This is a genomic window from Arthrobacter sp. Edens01, assembly GCF_001307035.1.
Classification (GTDB): Bacteria; Actinomycetota; Actinomycetes; order Actinomycetales; family Micrococcaceae; genus Arthrobacter_B.
On record NZ_LKIU01000006.1, the window covers coordinates 154,622 to 171,537 of the forward strand.

15 protein-coding genes are annotated in these 16,916 nt (G+C 64.8%); 6 read left to right on the forward strand and 9 right to left on the reverse strand.

Annotated elements, in window-relative coordinates:
- Positions 1-75 precede the first annotated feature (75 nt).
- Genes AO716_RS15245 through AO716_RS15255 form a run of 3 tightly spaced genes read right to left on the reverse strand, consistent with a single transcriptional unit; the run spans position 76 to position 3,783 of the window.
- Entirely contained in the window at positions 76-1,155 is a 1,080-nt protein-coding gene (locus AO716_RS15245) for a polyprenyl synthetase family protein (RefSeq protein ID WP_235472128.1), read from the reverse strand.
- Positions 1,156-1,213: 58 nt separating this feature from the next.
- Positions 1,214-2,269 carry an ABC transporter permease gene (locus tag AO716_RS15250; protein ID WP_055242544.1) on the reverse strand — a complete coding sequence of 352 codons (1,056 nt, stop codon included), beginning with the start codon at positions 2,267-2,269 and terminating at the stop codon, positions 1,214-1,216.
- Positions 2,266-3,783, reverse strand: coding sequence for a sugar ABC transporter ATP-binding protein (locus AO716_RS15255; RefSeq protein ID WP_055242546.1), 1,518 nt, complete (start codon positions 3,781-3,783; stop codon positions 2,266-2,268). The genes AO716_RS15250 and AO716_RS15255 overlap by 4 nt, the downstream gene beginning before the upstream one ends.
- A gap of 163 nt (positions 3,784-3,946) precedes the next feature.
- Here AO716_RS15255 and AO716_RS15260 point away from each other — a divergent pair, with 163 nt between their 5' ends.
- The 3 genes from AO716_RS15260 (at position 3,947) to AO716_RS15270 (ending at position 7,289) form a co-directional block, all read left to right on the forward strand.
- The gene (locus AO716_RS15260; protein ID WP_055242548.1) at positions 3,947-4,990 is read left to right on the forward strand and encodes a substrate-binding domain-containing protein; all 1,044 of its coding nucleotides are present in this window, start codon (positions 3,947-3,949) and stop codon (positions 4,988-4,990) included.
- 115 nt (positions 4,991-5,105) lie between these two features.
- Positions 5,106-6,242 carry a Gfo/Idh/MocA family protein gene (locus tag AO716_RS15265; protein WP_082413671.1) on the forward strand — a complete coding sequence of 379 codons (1,137 nt, stop codon included), beginning with the start codon at positions 5,106-5,108 and terminating at the stop codon, positions 6,240-6,242.
- A 45-nt stretch (positions 6,243-6,287) separates the two neighbouring features.
- Entirely contained in the window at positions 6,288-7,289 is a 1,002-nt protein-coding gene (locus tag AO716_RS15270) for a sugar phosphate isomerase/epimerase family protein (protein WP_055242552.1), read from the forward strand.
- Between the two features lie 16 nt (positions 7,290-7,305).
- Here the strand turns inward: AO716_RS15270 and AO716_RS15275 are convergent, their stop codons facing one another.
- The 5 genes from AO716_RS15275 to AO716_RS15295 are packed head-to-tail and all read right to left on the reverse strand — an operon-like array spanning position 7,306 to position 12,384.
- Positions 7,306-8,070 (reverse strand): ThuA domain-containing protein, encoded by a 765-nt coding sequence (locus tag AO716_RS15275; RefSeq protein ID WP_055242554.1) that lies wholly within the window; start codon positions 8,068-8,070, stop codon positions 7,306-7,308.
- A complete protein-coding gene (locus AO716_RS15280) occupies positions 8,070-9,179 on the reverse strand; it encodes a Gfo/Idh/MocA family protein (RefSeq protein WP_055242556.1) in 1,110 nt (369 codons plus the stop codon). Before AO716_RS15280 ends, AO716_RS15275 begins: the two co-directional genes overlap by 1 nt.
- Positions 9,180-9,206: 27 nt before the next feature.
- On the reverse strand, positions 9,207-10,106 hold the full coding sequence (locus AO716_RS15285; protein ID WP_055242558.1) for a carbohydrate ABC transporter permease: 900 nt from the start codon (positions 10,104-10,106) through the stop codon (positions 9,207-9,209).
- Positions 10,103-11,083, reverse strand: coding sequence for a carbohydrate ABC transporter permease (locus AO716_RS15290; RefSeq protein WP_082413640.1), 981 nt, complete (start codon positions 11,081-11,083; stop codon positions 10,103-10,105). Before AO716_RS15290 ends, AO716_RS15285 begins: the two co-directional genes overlap by 4 nt.
- Before the next feature lie 2 nt (positions 11,084-11,085).
- A complete protein-coding gene (locus AO716_RS15295) occupies positions 11,086-12,384 on the reverse strand; it encodes an ABC transporter substrate-binding protein (protein WP_055242985.1) in 1,299 nt (432 codons plus the stop codon).
- Positions 12,385-12,704: 320 nt separating this feature from the next.
- Between AO716_RS15295 and AO716_RS15300 the strand changes: the two genes are divergently transcribed.
- The 3 genes from AO716_RS15300 (at position 12,705) to AO716_RS15310 (ending at position 15,649) form a co-directional block, all read left to right on the forward strand.
- Positions 12,705-13,706: an acetamidase/formamidase family protein gene (locus tag AO716_RS15300; RefSeq protein ID WP_055242560.1), complete on the forward strand. Its 1,002-nt coding sequence runs from the start codon at positions 12,705-12,707 to the stop codon at positions 13,704-13,706.
- Positions 13,707-13,721: 15 nt separating this feature from the next.
- Positions 13,722-14,483: an SDR family NAD(P)-dependent oxidoreductase gene (locus AO716_RS15305; protein ID WP_055242562.1), complete on the forward strand. Its 762-nt coding sequence runs from the start codon at positions 13,722-13,724 to the stop codon at positions 14,481-14,483.
- Between the two features lie 212 nt (positions 14,484-14,695).
- Complete coding sequence (locus tag AO716_RS15310) at positions 14,696-15,649, forward strand: hypothetical protein (RefSeq protein WP_055242564.1); 954 nt, start codon at positions 14,696-14,698, stop codon at positions 15,647-15,649.
- Positions 15,650-15,845: 196 nt separating this feature from the next.
- On the opposite strand, the gene hpaD is transcribed toward AO716_RS15310, so the two are convergent.
- The gene (hpaD, locus tag AO716_RS15315) at positions 15,846-16,916 is read right to left on the reverse strand and encodes a 3,4-dihydroxyphenylacetate 2,3-dioxygenase (protein WP_055242565.1); all 1,071 of its coding nucleotides are present in this window, start codon (positions 16,914-16,916) and stop codon (positions 15,846-15,848) included.

Below are 16,916 nucleotides of genomic sequence, written 5' to 3' on the forward strand. Positions count from 1 at the left end.
CTCTGGCGGACGGCGCCAGAACCGGACTAGCTTCCCATAGTATTCCTGCTTGCGGGGATCAGCCCACGAGTGGAATCAGAGCGAATGAAGTCCGGAAACAAAGGAGAGAGTGAGCCTTTCCAAACTGTCTCCCAGCGCGCCCGGCACATCATCGTCCAGGTGCTTCAGGGCTGCCTGTGCATGTTCGGATGCCAGTTGGACGGCGTGTTCCCGCGCACCGCACTCCGTGAGCAGGGCACGGACGGAATCTGCTTCTGCGGCCGTCAGCCGGTCCGATCCCATCAGCGTGGAAATCTGTTCCCACTGGGGCTTTGCTGCGGCGTAGGAGAGCATGGCTGTCCGTTTGCCTTCCCGCAGGTCTCCCGATTCCGCCTTTCCCGTGTGCTGCTCAGCCCCGAAAACCCCGCGAACATCATCAGCAATCTGGTAGGCAATGCCGGCCTCGCGTCCGAAGTCCGCAAGGGTTTGCACAAGGGACGCAGGCGCTCCCGCCAGCACTGCCCCGGCCTGCAGCGGAGCTTCAAACGAATACACGGCGGTCTTTCGGCGGGCCACCGTTTTTATCTCCTCCGGGGAGGGCATTCCTTCAAGCCGGGCGAACTCAACGTCCAGGAGTTCGCCGCCGATCGAAGAAAAGACCGCGTAGTCCAGGATGCTGTTTAGTTTCGTCCGGGTCGCTTCGCACGCTTCAACGCTCTCGTGGAGGCGGTAGGCGCCGGCAAGGACCAGGTCTCCGGCCAGGATTCCGGCAGCCATACCCGCATGCTGGGCCGCTTCCCGGGAGGCGCCGGTACGCCGGGCCTTGTTGGTGTAGTGCCCCGAGACGTTGGGAACGCCGTGCCTGATGTCATCCCTGTCGATCACGTCGTCATGGATGAGGAACGCATTGTGGAGGAGTTCATAGGCGGCACCGAGCCTGGCCGCTGCCGGGGGTTCCGTACCGCCGAGCATTCGGTAGGCCAGCATAAGCAGGCGCGGGCGGAAGCGTTTTCCGTTGGCAGCGCTCCGTTCGATTGCTTCCCACAGGCTGAGGTAGGCCGGATGGACGGAGACCGCCCGCAGCTTGGCGTCCGTGAAGAACCGGTCCAGCTCGTCCTCTACGAGAGCCAGGTCAGCATCCGTTTCCAATGCGTACTCTGCATTCAGGGAATTCACTGGTTCGCCCTCTGCTCTCTTTGCTGCCTGCCGGTGCCATCGAGTGCGGGGATGGCGGCTACCCGCCCCGTTTGGACGGCCGCTGGGTAGCGAAGCGCTGCTGCAGCAGGACCGCGACGACGATGATCGTGCCCTTGACGATGGCCTGGACCGAAGTGTCCAGGTTGTTCTGCGTAAAGATGTTGGTGAGGGTGGCGAAGATCAGCACGCCCAGGACGGTGCCCATGATGGTGCCGCGTCCGCCGATTAGCAGGGTTCCACCCACAACGACGGCGGCAATCGCGTCGAGTTCCAGGAGCGTGCCGTGGGTCGAGGTGCCGGCCGTTGTTCGTCCAAGCATCATGACTGCGCCGATGCCGGCGAAGAGTCCGGACAGGACGTACAGCGCCACCAGGTGCCGCTTGACCTTAATGCCGGCCAGCCGGGCGGCTTCGCGGTTTCCGCCAATGGCAACGGTCCTTCGCCCAAACGTGGTGCGGTTCAGCAGGAACCAGCCGACTGCGGCGGCCAGGATGAAGATCCACACGAGGACCGGAATGCCGAGGAATTCACCGCGCATGGCCTTGGAGAAGTCCCGATTGGTGACGATCTGCGTGCTGCGGCCGGAGATAAGTTCCGCGAGTCCCCGTGCCCCCACCAGCGTCGCGAGCGTCGCGATGAAGGCAACCACGTTTCCGTAGGCGATTACCACGCCGTTTAACAGTCCGACTCCAGCGCCGACTGCAAGAGCCACCAAAACCATCAGCAGCCACGATGACTGCGTTGCTGCGAGCTGCACACTCGTGAGGCTGGCGACCACGGTAGCCAGCCCCAGGACCGACCCCACGGAAAGGTCGATGCCCCCGGCCGTGATGACAAAAGTGACGCCAATGCTAACGACGCCAAGGATGGACGCGTACCGCAGGATGGTGAGCCAGTTCTCCACGTTCAGGAACCGGTCACCGCTGGTGATGGCACCGACGGCGACGAGCAGGCCCAGTGCGACGACCAGCCCAAGGCTGCGTCCGGCTGAACCGCCCAGGGCATTCTTCAGCGGGTTGGTCCCGGAGGAACTGCTGCTGCTGCCCGGAGGGGTGTCGGTCGGATCAGCGACCGTGGTGTTTGGCTCGCTCACGCGGCACTTCCCTTCATAATGAGATCGAGCACGCCATGCTCGTCAATGTCGCTTGGATTTTTTTCGGCCAGGACGTTGCCGTCGTCGATGATGAGCACCTTGTCCGCAAGCCCCAGAACTTCTTCGATTTCGCTGGAGACGACGATGATGGCTGTCCCGTCGGCTGCGAGCCTGCGGATCAGGTTGTAGATTTCCGCACGTGCGCCGACGTCGACGCCCCGGGTGGGTTCATCGAGCAGCAGCACCGGTGTTCCGTGGACAACCCAGCGGGCCAGGAGGATCTTTTGCTGGTTGCCGCCGGAAAGCGTGCGGGTGGGCCGGTCCGGATCCGCCGGGCGCAGTTCCAGCGCGGTGATCTGCTCCCGTGCTGCTTCCCGCTCCGCCTTTTCATTGAGGTAGCCGGCGCGTGCGAACCGTTCGAACGTTGAAAGCGTGACGTTCTTGAACAGGGGCTCGTCCAGGATGAGTCCCTGGCTTTTCCGTTCTTCAGGTGAGAGTCCGATTCCTGCGTTGACGGCAGCGGGCACTGAACCCGGGCGGAGGCGTTTGCCGTTGACCGAGATCCTGCCCGAGGTAGGTTTGCGGACGCCGCAGATGGTCTCCAGGATCTCTGAGCGCTTGGACCCCACCAGTCCGGCGAATCCCAGGATCTCTCCCGCCCGCAGCTGGAAACTGACCTTGCTGAACTCTCCCCGCAGCTGGAGGTCCTCCACGTCCAGGATCACCGGGGCATCCGGAGAAACTGGATGCCGAGGCGGAAAGACGTTTTCGACGTCCCGTCCCGTCATAAGCCGAACAAGTTCCGACCTTGAAGTCTCCGTGACCTTGAGGCCGCTGGCGGTGCTCTTGCCGTCCTTGAGGACCGAAATCCGGTCACCGATCTGGCGGATTTCCTCCAGGCGGTGGGAGATATACACCACCGCGATTCCCTGCGCAGTGAGCTCCCGGATCACGCGGAAGAGGTTCGCCACCTCACCGGAATCGAGGATGGCACTGGGTTCATCCATGATGATGAGCTTCGTGTCGCGGGACAGGGCACGGGCCAGGCTGACGATCTGCTTGTTGGCAGCAGACAGTGTTCCCACCTCAGCCGCCGGCGAGAGCCTGCTGTGCCCGAGCCGCTTCAGCAGCTCACGGGTCAGTCCGCGGGTCTTCCTTACGTTGAGGACCCCGCCCCTCGCCTTTTCATGGCCCAGGAAAATGTTCTCCGCCACGGTGAGTCCGTCCACGACGTCAAGTTCCTGGTACATGGTGGCAATGCCCAGGTCCAGGGCTTCCGTCGGGTGGCGGAGCGAGACTTCCCTGCCCTCCCACAGGATTGCCCCGCCGTCCGGTTCATGCACGCCGGAGAGGGTCTTGATCAGGGTGGACTTGCCGGCTCCGTTTTGGCCCATCACGCAGTGGACCTCTCCGGGAAGCACCTGGAGGTCCACGCCCTTGAGTACCTGTACGGCTCCGAAGTGCTTCGAGAGGCCGCGCACCTCGAGCAAAGGGGGCTGATCTTCATCGAACATGTGAGGAACCTAACACATTATGTCGGCAGTCGGTATAAGGTCGTCGATTATTTTCAATCTTCTGTTATTGTGATGCGAGTCACGCAAAGTTGCGGCTCTTCCGGGTGGCCGTGTCCTTGCCGAAGACGCAGCGATGACGCACCTACTCAATGAGGAGACACAGATGCCTGCAGTTCTTAAGAAACGGAAAATGCTCATCCACGCCGGTGCCTTCCTGGCAGTAGGCGCACTGGTCGCCGGGTGTTCATCAGGAGATGACGGCGGAGACACCCAGCCTTCAAACGCCTCGGTCGAGGGCAACGAGGCCGAAGGCGACACCGTCGTCATTGGCTTCTCGGGCCCGGCAGCAGACCACGGCTGGCTGGGCGCGATCAACAGCGCGGCCCTCGCCGCCGCAGAGGACCTCCCGGACGTTGAGCTCCGGGTCGCGGAAGGCACCAACGACGCCAACCTCCAGATCAGCCAGGTGGAACAGTTCATCAACGACGGCGTTGACGCCATTGTTCTGCTGCCCACGGACGGCGCTGCACTGACCCAGGTCGCCACCCAGGCCACCGAGGCCGGTATTCCCGTCATCAACGTTGACCGTGAGTTCTCCAGTCCGACCGCAGCCCGTGCCACCGTGCTGGGAGACAACTACGGCATGGGAGTGAGCGCCGGCAACTACATCTGCGAGAGGCTCGAGGGCCAGAACGACGCCGTCGTCGCGGAAATCGCCGGAATCGACTCACTGCCGCTGACGCAGGACCGCAGCCAGGGATTCGCTGACGCCCTCGAGTCCTGCGGACTGGAAGTAAGCAACCGGGTGGCCGCAGACTTCACCGTCCAGGGCGGGGAGGCAACGACGTCGCAGCTGCTCTCTGCAGCCCCGGAGATTGACGCCATTTGGAACCACGACGACGATCAGGGCATCGGTGTGCTGGCAGCGATCGACAACGCCGGCCGGGATGAGTTCTTTATGGTCGGCGGCGCCGGATCGGCCAACGCCATGCGGGAGATCCAGTCCGGTGAAAGCGTCCTGGAAGCCACGGTGATCTACCCGTCCACCCAGGCAGCTGACGGAATCCGCCTGGCCCGGCTGATCGCGCAGGAAAAGGCAATGAGCGACCTGGTTGAAGTTGAGGTCCCGAAGCGCATTGTCCTGAACGCGCCGGTCGTCACCAAGGAGAACGTCGAGCAGTACCTGCCGACTGCCTTCGAATCCTAGGACCGAAGGGCGGGGTGCCCGAACAGGCGACGGGCGCCCCGCCGCTGCCGCTGAGCTTTTCAACCGCCGGATAAGAGGAAACATGCTGAACGATGTCTCACCCCTGAGAGTTGCCATGATCGGGCACGGGTTCATGGGCGCTGCCCATTCACAGGGATGGCGGGTTGCTCCCCGCTTCTTTGACCTGCCTGCAGCTCCCGAAATGGCCCTGCTTGTGGGGCGCGACGCCGCACGGGCGGAAGTGGCAGCACGCAAATGGGGCTGGGAGCAGACGGAGACCGACTGGCGGGCAGCGGTGGCCCGCGATGACATCGACGTCATAGACATCGTTACCCCCGGCGCGTCCCACGCCGAGATAGCCGTCGCAGCTCTCGAAGCCGGCAAGCACGTGCTGTGCGAGAAACCCCTCGCCAACACCCTCGAGGAAGCAGAGGCCATGGCTGCAGCTGCCGAGAGGGCCGACGGCAGGGCCATGGTTGGCTTCACCTACCGCAGGGTGCCGGCGGCATCCTTTGCCCGGGACCTGGTGCAGTCCGGTGCCGTTGGCGAGATCCGGCAGGTGCGCGCCGTCTACCTTCAGGACTGGCTGGTGGACCCCGAGGCCCCGCTGACGTGGCGGCTGCAGAAGGACGCCGCCGGTTCCGGGGCGCTGGGCGATCTGGGCGCCCACGCCGTCGACTTGGCGCAGTTCATCACCGGCCAGAAGATCACCGCGGTCAGCGGCACCCTTAATACCTTTGTCCACGAGCGGCCGCTGCTGGGTGAGGCCTCCGGGCTGGCCGGGACGGGAACAGAGGAGCGGGGCCCGGTCACCGTGGACGACCTCGCACTGTTTAACAGCCGGTTCGACGGCGGTGCCATGGGTTCCTTCGAAGCGACCCGAATGTCCACCGGCCGGAAGAACGCCCTGCGGGTCGAGGTGGCAGGCTCGCGCGGTGCCGTCAGCTTCGACCTGGAAAAGATGAACTCCCTGGGCTTCTACGATGCGACGGCGCCGGCCACCCGCCAGGGATTCACCGACATCATGGTCACCGAACCCGAACACCCCTACATGTCAGCATGGTGGCCCACGGGACACATGCTGGGCTACGAGCACGGATTCACGCACCAGGTGAGGGACTTTGTGGAAGCCATCGCCGCAGGCCGCCAGCCCGAACCGTCCTTCGCGGATGGACTGCAGGTGCAGACGGTCCTCAGCGGCGTCGAACGCAGCGCGGCAAACGAGAGTACCTGGACCAAAACCGAAAGCTGATGAGCTCCGGACGCAGCTGTCCGGCCAACACCGAGGAGAAATTCAATGGCACGTAATTTCACCCTTTTCACCGGACAATGGGCGGACCTTCCATTCGAGGAAGTTGCCCGGCTGGCCTCGTCCTGGGGATACGACGGCCTGGAGATCACGGTTGCCGGCGACCACCTGGACGCCTGGCGCTGGGACGACGAGGACTACATCGGCGAAAAGCTTGAGCTGCTGGAGAAGTACAACCTCAAGGTCTGGACCATCTCCAACCACCTCAAGGGCCAGGCCGTCTGCGACGATCCCATCGACTTCCGCCACAAGGCCATAGTCGGCCCGCGTGTTTGGGGCGACGGCGACCCGGAAGGCGTGCGTCAGCGTGCAGCGGAGGAAATGAAGAACACGGCCCGGCTGGCGCGTGCCCTGGGAGTGAACACAGTCGTGGGCTTCACCGGTTCCTCTATCTGGCAGTACGTGGCAATGTTCCCGCCTGTCCCGCAGAGCGTGATTGACGCCGGCTACCAGGACTTCGCGGACCGCTGGAATCCCATCCTGGACGTTTTCGATGAGTGCGGTGTCCGGTTCGCACACGAGGTCCACCCCTCGGAAATCGCCTACGACTACTGGACCACCAAGCGCACCCTGGAAGCCGTGAACCACCGGCCGGCCTTCGGGCTCAACTGGGACCCCAGCCACTTTATGTGGCAGGGCATCGACCCCGTGGGCTTCATTTATGACTTCAAGGACCGGATCTACCACGTGGACTGCAAGGACACGCTCCTGAACCTCAGCGGACAGCGGACCGTGCTTGGTTCCCACATGCCCTGGGGCGACCCGCGGCGCGGCTGGGACTTCGTCTCCGCGGGGCGGGGGAGCGTCCCCTGGGAAGCGAGCTTCCGCGCCCTGGCAGCCATCGGCTACGACGGCCCGATCTCAGTGGAGTGGGAAGACGCCTCGATGGACCGCCTGCACGGCGCACCCGAAGCGCTGGAGAGGCTGCGCGCCTATGACTACCCGGCGCCGTCGGCCTCCTTCGACGCCGCGTTCGGCACCGGGGACTAGCGGAACCGGCGCTGGTTCAGGACCAGCGCCGCTCCGGGTTGCCGACTTCCGGCTGGGACCGCGCAGCTTCAGGCTGCGCGGCCCAGCGGACCCCGTTGGCAATGACCCGCTGGATCCCGGGGGAGTGGTAGATCGGATAGTCCTGGTCGCCGGGGCTGAAGTAGAAGATCCGTCCCTTGCCGCGGGTGAAGGTCAGGCCGGAGCGGAACACTTCGCCGCCTTCGAAGTTGCTGATGAACAGCAGGTCATCCGGTTCCGGAACGTCGAACAGCTCCCCGTACATCTCGCTGCGCGGCAGATGGATGGGGTTGGGCACGCCCTCGGTGATCGGGTGTGACGGCTTGACCGTCCACACGAGTTCGCGCTCGCCGTCGTTCCGCCACTGGAGCGAGCAGGTGGTGCCCAACAGCCGGGTGAAGATCTTCGAGAAGTGGCCCGAGTGCAGGACCAGCAGGCCCATTCCGCCCAGGACGTGCCGGTGGACCCGGTCCACAACCTCGTCCGAGACTTCGTCATGGGCTTTGTGTCCCCACCAGAGCAGGACGTCCGTGGCGGCGAGCCGCTCCTCATCCAGGCCGTGCCCGGGGTCGGAGAGCAGTGCGGTTGAGATGCCGGCTCCGGGGAAGAAGCTGCGAAGCGAGTCGGCCAGCGCTCCGTGGATTCCGGCGGGGTAGTCATCGGCCATTGAAGCGGGCTGATTGCGCGCTTCGTGCACACCTTCGTTCCAGACCAGCACCCGCAGCTTGTCCTCGAACTGGACCTGGTTTTCCGGAGCGTCCATCAGACGTCCACCTCCCTCTGCTGCTCGGCTGAGCGGTAGCAGGCATCGATGACACGGGCGCGGGTCAGTGCAAGGGAGCCGTCATGCGCACCCCACACATCAGGACCGCCGCGCACCGCAGCCAGGAAATCATCGATGACCGCCTGGTGGCCGGCACCGGGCTTCACTTCCGGTGACCAGTCGGCATTGCGGCCGTCCTTCTCGGCAAACACACGCAGGTCAGCCGTGGGATTCTTTGAGGCTCCCAGCGCATGCAGCCGTGCACCGCCCTCTGTCCCGTAGACCTGGAAGTCCAGCAGATCATCCTGTTCCCGGTAGGCTGCCCAGCCTGCTTCGAGGACCAGGGTCCCGCCGCCTTCCAGCCGGACGAACGCGCTGGCAAAGTCCTCCACTTCGAAGGCCGACTGGGTGGCCATGGCCGAATAGCGTTCATCGCCGCCGCGGCCGTGGCGCCCCAGCTCCGAATAGGTGGCTGCCGAGACGGACAGGACCTTGGGCTCCCCGAGCAGGTGGAGCGCGTAGTCCAGGACGTGGACGCCAAGGTCTACCAGCGGGCCGCCGCCGGACATTTCCCGGTTGGTGAACCAGCTGCCGAGCATGGGAATCCCGGCGCGGCGCAGCCAGGATGCCTTCGCGTAGTACGGCCGCCCCAGGTCTCCGGCTTCGATGATGCGGCGCAGCGTCATGATGTCTCCGCGCCGGCGGTGATTGAACGCGACGTCGAGCACCCGCCCTGCCCGCCGGGCGGCGTCGACCATGTCCTGTCCTTCGACGGCGTTCCGCGCCAGCGGTTTCTCGCTCAGGACATGCAGCCCCCGGTCCAGGGCCGCGACGGCGATCGGAGCGTGGAGGAAGGTGGGCACGGCGACGCTGACCGCATCCAGTTCCTCGAGCGCTACCAGGTCCTGCCAGTCTGCGAAGGCGTGGGGGATGCCGTGCTGTTCCTGGAGTTCGCCGCGGAGTTCTTCTTCCAGCCCGGCCAGGGCAATGAGCTCTACGCCGGGAGCCCGGGAGTATGCGTCGAGGTGCTGCTGGCCTGCCCAGCCGAGCCCGATCACCCCGACCTTCAGGGGCTGTTCAGGGGTGCCGTTGGTTGGCGGGTGGCTCACTGGTTGTCCTCCTGTGTTGTTGATGTTCTATCCCTTGACCGCGCCGGCAGTAAGCCCGGAGACGATCCGTTTCTGGCACACCAGCACCAGGATCACGAGGGGGATTGTGATGATGATCGAAGCAGCGCTGATGGTGCCCAGCGGCTGGTCGAACTCGCTGGTTCCGCTGAAGAACGCAATTGCAACCGGAACCGGGCGGGCCTCCGGAGAGGACGTCAGGGTGACCGGGAGCAGGAACTCGTTCCACACCGAGATGAAGACCAGGATCGCCGTCGTCGCCAGCCCTGGAACCGCAAGCGGCAGGATCACCCGGTAGAACGCCTGGAAGGGCGACGCCCCGTCCATGTAGGCGGACTCCTCCAGCTCCCGCGGGATCTCGCGGAAGAAGGAGGTCAGGGTGTAAATGGCCAGGGGCAGGGCGAAGGTCAGCTTGGGGATGATGACGCCAAGCAGGGTGTCGTACAGGCCGATCTGGGTCCAGATTGAGAACAGCGGAGCCGCAATCGCGATGGCCGGAAACGTGGTCACGGAGAGGATCAGCGCCAGCAGGAAAGCCTTGCGCCGCATGCGCAGCCGGGCCAGGGCGTACGCGGCGAAGGACGCGAACACCATGGCGATGGCCGTCGCGCTCACGGCGATGATCACCGAGTTCCGGATGGAGAGCAGGAAGTCGCCGTCCTGGAAAACGGTCACGTAATTGGCCAGGGTAGGGGCGCTGGGGAAGAGTTCCCCGGAGCTGAGGGCGCTGCCTGCCTTGAGGGAGGTGTTGAGCAGCCAGTAGAAGGGAACCAGGGAGAAGGCCATTACGGCCACGATGATCAGCCAGAGGAAAGGACCGGGGCCTGCGTTGCGTGGCCTGCGGACTTTCCTTGCCGGCCGCGGTGCTGCGGCGGGCAGTGCCGCCACGGTTCCCTGTGCGGTGCTCATTCCTTCTCCTCGGCTACTGCCCGGATGTTTCCTCCGGCGAATCGGATATAGATCAGCGAGACCACCATGACCGTGATGAACGTAAGGATGGACAGGGCCGAGCCTTCACCGACCAACCTGTTTTCCCTCAGCTCGCGGTAGGCCAGCATAGACATGGATTCAGTGCCGTTGGCGCCGCGGGTCAGGACGAACGGCAGGTCAAAGACCCGCAGCGCGTCCAGGGTGCGGAAGATGGCGGCCAGGACGATCGCAGGCTTCAGCAGGGGCAGGGTGATGTTCAGGAAGGTCTTCCATTTCCCGGCCCCGTCCAGCTCAGCTGCTTCGTAGACATCAGTGGGAATGACCTGCAGCCCGGCCAGGACCAGCAGGGCCACAAACGGCGCGGTCTTCCAGACATCCGCCAGCACGATCACGGCCATGGCGTACCCGGGTTCACCGAGCCACACCACGTCCCCGCCCGGCAGGCCAAGGGCATTCAGGACGGTGGTGACCAGCCCCAGGTTCGGTTCGAACATGGTGCGCCAGGTGATGGCCGAGACCACGGTCAGGACCGCGTAGGGGACCAAAACCACAGTCCGCAGCAGGCCCCGCCCGCGGAAAGCCATGTTCAGCAGCAGGGCCAGACCAATCCCCAGGACGATCTCCAGGCTCACCGAGAACGCGGTGAAAATGAAGGTCTGGCCCATCGCCGTCCACCATTCCCCACTGGTGAGCGCGCTGATGTAGTTATTCAGGCCCACGAACCGGGAGAGCCCGGACTGGCGCAGGCTGTACTGGTTCATCGAGAGCCAGACCGCGTAGGCAATCGGGAACGCAGCAACCAGTGCCATGACCGTCAGCGCCGGGGCCACCATCTTCCGGGCCAGCCGGCGCTCGGCCTGTGTCCGGCCGGAGGGAGTGGCCCTGCCTGGCCTCGCGGAGGTGCGTCTGCCGGGGCCGGTGTGCCGCCCGGGCGCCTGGTCGATCCCCGCGGCCATGGCTAGAACGTCTCCTGGGCGGCCTCGATCTGCTCAGCCATCCGGGTCACGGCCTCGTCAGCGCTCGCATCGCCGGAAATCACGGCGTAGGCGTTCTCGTAGATGGCCTGGGAGATCTGCGGATATACCGGGGACTTGGGGCGGGGCTTGGCGCCTTCCACGGATTCACGCAGCTGCTGGGCGAACGGCATCTTCTCCTGGACTGCGGGATCGTCATAGGCGGCCTCGCTGACCGGGGCCTGTGAGTAGTCCGCGGCGACGCGCTTCTGCCAGTCGGGGTTGGTGGCGAAGTTGATGAGGGCGACGGCGGCTTCCGGATTGTCGGAGAAGGCGTTGATTGCCAGGTTCCATCCGCCCAGGACGCCGCTGGGGGTGCCGTCCTCGCCAAAGGCCGGCAGCGGTGCCACCTCGAACGTTCCGGCGAGTGCACTTTCGTTCAGCAGCCGGTACACGTGCGGCCAGTTGCGCTGGTACCCGTAATCGCCGCTTTCAAAGGCCAGGCGGGTGGCGTCCTCGTCATACGTGAGCACGGATCGTGGGGCAGCGCCGGCTTCGAGGCCCTGGGCCATGAACTCCAGTACTTCCCGGGCCTCAGGGGAATCAATGGTGACGTTCCCGTCCTTGTCCAGAACCTCGCCGCCGGCGCTGTAGAGCAGTTCCAGGAAGTTCACGGTCAGGCCCTCATACTGCTGGGCCTGGTAGACGAACGCGTTTTCCGGGGCTGCGCCGGCTTCTTCGTAGAGCTGCTGCCAGGATTCTGGGGCGCTGACCTTGTCCGGCATGTAGTAGATGAGGCTGGCGTTGGTATAGAAGGGTGCGGCCCAGTACTTGTCCTCATACAGTGCGGTTTCGAGGGTGGAGGGGATGGTGCCTTCCTCGTAGCCGCTGACCAGCTCGGTCTGGTCCATGACCCAGTTCTGGCTGGCGAACTCACTGACCCAGGTCACGTCCATCAGGAACAGGTCGCACTCCGCCGACTGGCCTTCCAGCCGCTGGACCATCTGGGTGCGTGACTGGTCCGAGTTGGCACCAATCTCCACGTACTCGGCCTGGATATCCGGGTTTTCCTTAGTGAATTCGGCGACGGTTCCGCGGTTGATGCCGCTGGCGTCCTTGTGCCCGCAGAGCTTCACTTCACCGCTGGCGCCGTCTGCCATTCCGGGATTTACGGACTGTGTTTCCGTTGTGCCGGTGTCGCCTCCACCGCCGCAGGCGGCAAGCATGACGGCGGCGGCGACGGCGGTCAGCAGCTGGCCTGCGCGCCGCGGTGCTTTTCCTCGGGGAATTGTTTCCACGTTCATTCCTTCCATGCCGTCGACACTGGCGGCTGGCTTGGCGGGTGCTTTGGCCGGCATCCCGGAATTGCGCTCTGGCTAGTGCTTTCACTGGATTTTGAGCAGTGAAGTGACAGACAGGTTTCCGCGCTGGCGAGGCAGGTGTCAACGCTTTCGGCCGGAAATCCAGTTAGTCACGGCAAAATCACGCGGCCCATTGACAACAGCAGGCACAAAGGGTGGTCCGGGCGGGTTTTCTTGCCCGGTGGTGCCGGGGCTGCTGTGCCCGGTCCCCGGCCGCCGGTCCCCGTATCCAGAAGCCAAAACTTTCGCTAGGCTCGCGGCGCATGGAGATCATTGAGTATCGCCCCCGCCCGGACCAGCTGGTTTACACCTTCGGCGGCGCTGAGCCGGTTCTGCGGATCAACCCGGGCACTGCATTGAAGCTGTGGTCGGAGGACGCCTTCAACAACGCGCTCACCTCTGTGGAGGACCTGTCCAGCGAGAAGGTCAACCTGAACTTCGTGAATCCGCAGACCGGCCCGTTTTACGTGGAAGGTGCCGAACCCGGAGACACCCTGGCCCTGCACATCGTGGAGCTCACCCCGGCCCGGGACTACGGCGCTTCGGCCACCATCCCGTTCTTCGGCGGGCTGACCAGCACCGACCGCACCGCGTTCCTGCAGGCTCCGCTGCCGGATACCACCTGGATCTACCACGTCGATTCCGCCCGGCAGACGGTCGGCTTCTCGGCCCGGTTCGGGGACTTCGAGGTCGCGCTGCCGCTGGAACCCATGCTCGGTACCGTTGGCGTGGCTCCGCCGGGCGGTGAGGTGCGGTCTTCGCTGGTGCCCGAGCGTTTCGGCGGGAACATGGACGCCCCCGAGGTGAAAGCCGGAACCACCGTGTACCTCGGCGTAAACCAGCCCGGTGCACTCTTCTCGATTGGCGACGGGCACTACCGGCAGGGCGAGGGCGAAGCGTGCGGCACCGCCGTCGAAGGCGCCATGCACTCAACGATCCTGGTGGAACTGATCAAGGGCGGCGCACCGGCCTGGCCACGGCTGGAGACCGACGCAGAGTGGATGGCCGTGGGATCGTCCCGGCCCATGGAGGATTCCTGGCGGATCGGGCAGGTGGAGATGGTGCGCTGGTTCGGCGAATTGTTCGGGCTGCACCAGATGGACGCCTACCAGCTGCTCACCCAAACCGCGCAGGCACCGATCGCGAATGCGGTGGATGCCAACTATTCAGTGGTGGTCAAAGCCCGGAAGTCCCTGTTCCCCGCGGCCGAAGCCTACGACGGCCTGCACGCCGACCTGCGCCGGCGCAGCGCAGAACTTCTCTAGCCACAAGGAGCAGTCATGGACCTGCAGTTGAACGGCAAGACGGCGCTGGTCACCGGCGGAACACGGGGGATCGGGCGGGCCATCGTGGAGGCGTTCGCCACTGAGGGAGCGAACGTTGCTTTCTGCGCCCGCGATGCTGCGGAAATCGCGGACACCGAGGCTGCCCTCGCTGACAGCGGGGTCAAGGTGGAGGGCGCCATCCTGGACGTGGGCGACGGCGACGGCGTGGCCGCCTGGGTGGACGACGTCGCCGGCCGCTTCGGCGGACTGGACGCCGTGGTGAGCAACGTCAGCGCCCTGGCGATCCCGGAGTCGCCCGAATCCTGGGAAGCGAGCCTGCGGGTGGACCTGATGGGAACCGTGCGCCTGATGCAGGCGGCCATCCCGCAGGTGCGCCGCAGCGAGTCGGGCTCGCTGCTGGCGATCTCGAGTGTTTCCGGACGGGAAGTGGATTTCGCCTCGGGTCCGTACGGCACGGTGAAGACGGCACTGATTGGCTACATGGCCGGGCTGGCGTTCCAGCTGGCCGATACCGGGATCCGGGCCAACACGGTCTCGCCCGGCAATACCTATTTCGACGGCGGTGTGTGGCAAGGTCTGGAGGCGAATGCTCCGGAGATGTTTGGGGAGTCCCTGGCCCTGAACCCCACCGGCCGGATGGGCACGCCGCAGGAGGTGGCCGACGTCGTCGTCTTCGTCTCCAGTCCGCGTGCCTCGCGGATGACGGGTGCGAATGTGCTGGTGGACGGCGGTCTGTCGCGGGGGATCCAGTTCTAGGGGGTCCGGGCTGCGCACGCCGCGGTGCCCCCGGTTTTGCTCCGGTTTGTGCCATCCGCTCCGCGGCGTACCGGAGCGATCAGCACAAAAAGGAGCGGAATGCCGGGGATCGGGCATGAAAACCCCCGTTTCGATGGGCGGGTCGGCTCGGGCGAGTCCGGGGCAGTGCGGCAGGATCGGACAATCATCCGTCTCAACAAGGGGGAGCTCGAATGGGGATTTTTGGAAAGAAGCGCTCATCAGGGAAGGAACCGGCACAGGAGGAGGGGCCAGACCCGTACCTGACGGTGTTTTCAGCCTCGGAAGCCAACGACTTCCGCGCCCTGTCGCGTGAGGTTTTCGCCGAGATGGGGTTCGAGGTCGGGATCCATCCGGACCATGCGGTGGACAGCGAGGGACGGAAGTACGGGTTCTGGAATATCGCCGCGCTCTGCAGCGGGTTGCCGCGGACGGAGTGGAGGCCGGCGATCGCCGGTCACCTGAGGAACGTGCTGACAGGTTTCGACCAGGATCCTTTCGCCGCCCTTACGCCCAAGGACGCCGCCCAGCAGACTTATTCCCGGCTCTATGAGGAATCGGCGTTTCCCAGCCTGGAGGGGTATCCCCACCGCGAGTTCGCCCCGGGGATCGTCGAGCTGCTGGCCTTGGACCTCCCGGATTCTGTTGCCATGTTTGATCATCAGAAGGCCCAGCAGTTCGGCGGGTGGGAGGCACTCAGGAACCAGGGGATTGCCAACCTGCAGGGCCTGGATGTCGAGCGGCTTGAAACCATCCCGGCTTATGGCTCAACCTTCAGCTGCCTCTCCGGCAACTCCTTCTACACGGGCAGCCGGGCAGTGCTGCTTCCCGGACTTGCCACGCAGGTCACCGGCAAGCGCGTGCATGAGGACTTCGGATGGCTTCTGTGTGTGCCCAGCCGGCACCAGGTTGCCTGGCACATCATTGAGGACTCATCAGTCATGGGAGCCATCCAGGGAATGGCCGGCTTCGGAATCGATGCATACGGCAGCGTTCCCGGTCCGGTAAGTCCGCACGTCTACTGGTGGAACGGCAGCGGCTACGAACAGCTCACGCACAGGAAGGACGACGGCGCGCTGGCAGTCCGCGTCAGCCCGGGCTTCCAGCGGGTCCTCGCATCGGTCGCCGCTGTCATACCCGAATCCTGAGCCGCCCTCCGCTGCACCCGGCTAGCGTGCCCGCCGTTCCCACTCTTCGTGACGGTTGGTACCAGGAGTGGTCACACTCGGTGACAGCAGTAACAGAACGTGGGAAGGGCGGGCAGCCCACGAACCCGGCCCCAACGAAAACGGGAGGGACAGCCAAAGCTGTCCCTCCCGCCGTCGTACGCGATACGCCCGAAAACTAGAGCTGTGAACCGACCTTGAAATCGGTCTCGTCGCCGCGCGTGTAGGAGAAGCCGTCAGCGCCGATGGTCACTTCCATTTCGGAGGACTCGGTGCGGGCAATGACTTCCTGCGGGTTGCCGTCCAGGTCCAGGACCAGGGAGGCCTCGGTGTACCAGGATGGGACAACCGGGTTGCCCCACCAGTCGCGGCGCTGGTTGTCATGCACATCCCAGGTGATGGTGGGGTTGTCCGGGTCGCCGGTGTAGTAGTCCTGGGTGTAGATCTCGATGCGGTGGTCGTCCGGATCCAGGATGTAGAGGTAGAACGCGTTGGAGACGCCGTGGCGTCCGGGGCCGCGCTCGATCCGGTCGGAGATGCGCAGGGCGCCCATCTTGTCGCAGATCTGGATGATGTTGTGCTTCTCGTGGGTCGCGAAGGCAACGTGGTGCATGCGGGGGCCGTCGCCGCCGGTGAGGGCGGTGTCATGCACGGTGTGCTTGCGGTGCATCCACGCAGCGTAGGTGACGCCGTCGGAATCCTTGATGTCCTCGGAGACGCGGAAGCCCAGGTTCTCCAGGTAGGTGCGGCCGCGGGGAACGTCCGGGGTGACCTGGTTGAAGTGGTCCAGGCGCACCAGCTCGCCGGCGGAGTACAGGTCGTAGCGCTGGGTCAGGCGCTCCACGTGGTCAACGTGGTAGAAGAACTCGTACGGGAAGCCCAGCGGATCCTCCACGCGGACGGAGTCGCCCACGCCCTTGGTGAAGCCGTTGGCGCGGCGCTCCGTGCGGCAGCCCATTTCCTTGTAGTACGCCTCGGCAATATCCACGTCTTCCGGGGTGCGCACGCGGTAGGCGAAGGACGCGACGGCGGCGACGGGTCCCTTGCGCAGCACCAGGTTGTGGTGGATGAACTCCTCGAGGGAGCGCAGGTAGATGGCATTCTCATCTTCCTCGGTCACGTGCAGGCCCAGGACGTCCACGTAGAACTCGCGGGACTTGGCCAGATCGGTGACCACCAGTTCCATGTAGGCGCAGCGGACAATATCCGGCGGGTTGATGGACGGCTTGGGAATCGGGTTGGCGTTCAT

What these genes read in the sequence shown, in the direction of transcription:
- AO716_RS15255 (WP_055242546.1), bottom strand. Translation starts at nt 3,783, where the DNA reads ATGTTCGATGAAGATCAGCCCCCTTTGCTCGAGGTGCGCGGCCTCTCG.
- AO716_RS15260 (WP_055242548.1), top strand. Translation starts at nt 3,947, where the DNA reads ATGCCTGCAGTTCTTAAGAAACGGAAAATGCTCATCCACGCCGGTGCC.
- AO716_RS15265 (WP_082413671.1), top strand. Translation starts at nt 5,106, where the DNA reads ATGATCGGGCACGGGTTCATGGGCGCTGCCCATTCACAGGGATGGCGG.
- AO716_RS15270 (WP_055242552.1), top strand. Translation starts at nt 6,288, where the DNA reads ATGGCACGTAATTTCACCCTTTTCACCGGACAATGGGCGGACCTTCCA.
- AO716_RS15275 (WP_055242554.1), bottom strand. Translation starts at nt 8,070, where the DNA reads ATGGACGCTCCGGAAAACCAGGTCCAGTTCGAGGACAAGCTGCGGGTG.
- AO716_RS15285 (WP_055242558.1), bottom strand. Translation starts at nt 10,106, where the DNA reads ATGAGCACCGCACAGGGAACCGTGGCGGCACTGCCCGCCGCAGCACCG.
- AO716_RS15290 (WP_082413640.1), bottom strand. Translation starts at nt 11,083, where the DNA reads ATGGCCGCGGGGATCGACCAGGCGCCCGGGCGGCACACCGGCCCCGGC.
- AO716_RS15295 (WP_055242985.1), bottom strand. Translation starts at nt 12,384, where the DNA reads ATGAACGTGGAAACAATTCCCCGAGGAAAAGCACCGCGGCGCGCAGGC.
- AO716_RS15300 (WP_055242560.1), top strand. Translation starts at nt 12,705, where the DNA reads ATGGAGATCATTGAGTATCGCCCCCGCCCGGACCAGCTGGTTTACACC.
- AO716_RS15305 (WP_055242562.1), top strand. Translation starts at nt 13,722, where the DNA reads ATGGACCTGCAGTTGAACGGCAAGACGGCGCTGGTCACCGGCGGAACA.
- AO716_RS15310 (WP_055242564.1), top strand. Translation starts at nt 14,696, where the DNA reads ATGGGGATTTTTGGAAAGAAGCGCTCATCAGGGAAGGAACCGGCACAG.
- hpaD (WP_055242565.1), bottom strand. Translation starts at nt 16,916, where the DNA reads ATGAACGCCAACCCGATTCCCAAGCCGTCCATCAACCCGCCGGATATT.